Below are 1394 nucleotides of genomic sequence, written 5' to 3'. Positions count from 1 at the left end.
TGGCGCTCCACGTGTTTTCGTGGGCGCTTTTCTGCTGTTCAGGGGCGGATTTCGTTGCGGTAGACCATGCTTGGCGTGTCGCGGGTGAAATGAGCGACGCGCACGTGGCCTGGCTCTAGGTTTCGGGGTTACCACACCAACCTCAACCCGGAGGACGACCGCGTGCGCGTCTCTACTGCATTTAACCGTCTGCTGCAGATTCCCGGAGCGTTCGTCACCGATGTGTCGATCGGTGACTGCGATGTCGAAGTCATGCTGCGGCCCACCGCCCGGCTGTTACGTTGCCCGTGCGGCAAACAAGTCGGTGGGGGCTATGACCGCCGACGACGCCGGTGGCGCCACCTTGACCTGGGCTGTCGCCGGCTCTGGCTGGTCTATGAGATCCGCCGCCTGCACTGCCCGACCTGCGGGATACGCACCGAAGAACTGCCCTGGGCGCGGCCCGGCGCACGGCACACCCGCGACTTTGAAGACATGGTGCTGTGGCTGGCCCAGCGCACCGACCGCACCTCGGTGGCCACGTTGATGCGATGCGCCTGGGAAACGGTCACCGCCATCATCAACCGCGGGGTCGCCGAACTGCTGGATGCCCGTCGACTGAGCACCCTTTATCGCATCGGCGTCGATGAAATCTGCTACCGCCACCCGCACCGCTACTTGACCATCATCGGCGATCACGACACCGGCACGGTCATCGACATCCAGCCCGGGCGCAGCGAAGAATCCCTGACCAACTTCTATACCCAACAACCGGATTCGACGCTGGCCACCATCGAAGCCGTCAGCATGGACGTCGGCAAGGCCTACGCCGGAGCCACCCGCACCCAGCTGCCACACGCCACCATCTGCTTTGACCCGTTCCACATCATGCAATGGACCAACCGGGCCCTCGACCGGGTCTATGCCGAATCAGCCACCGGACCCGGCCGCGCCTTGATAACACCCGCGCAATGGAGGGCCGGCCGCTGGGCACTGCGCACCGGGGAGAACAAACTCAGCGACGACAAACGCGCACTGGTCAACCAGATCGCCCGCCTTAACCGACGCATCGGCCGGGCCTGGACACTCAAAGAACAACTGCGTGACCTCTACCGCCTCCACTACCCACCCGGGCGCGCCCGTGAGCACCTGCGACGCTGGATCACCGCCGCCAAACGCAGCCGCATCCCTGCTTTCGTCGCTCTCGGCAAACGCCTTGAGGTCTACTTCGACGCCGTCATCGCCGCCGTGGAACTGGGCTTGTCCAACGCCCTGATCGAAGGCATCAACGCCAAAATCCGCTTGATAAATGCCCGCGGCTACGGCCACCACTCCGCGCAAGCACTGACCTCAATGATCTATCTGACCCTCGGCGGAATCCACCCACAGCTACCCACGAGAAGGTGAGGAGCCGC

1 protein-coding gene is annotated in these 1394 nt (G+C 64.0%); it reads left to right on the top strand.

Annotated features, from left to right (window positions below):
• Positions 1-162 precede the first annotated feature (162 nt).
• A complete protein-coding gene (locus BST14_RS28060) occupies positions 163-1386 on the top strand; it encodes an ISL3 family transposase (protein ID WP_142279673.1) in 1224 nt (407 codons plus the stop codon).
• Positions 1387-1394: the final 8 nt, after the last annotated feature.

The sequence above is a fragment of the Mycobacterium arosiense ATCC BAA-1401 = DSM 45069 genome, from assembly GCF_002086125.1.
Lineage (GTDB): Bacteria > Actinomycetota > Actinomycetes > Mycobacteriales > Mycobacteriaceae > Mycobacterium > Mycobacterium arosiense.
This window is presented reverse-complemented; position numbering and strand designations above follow the sequence as displayed.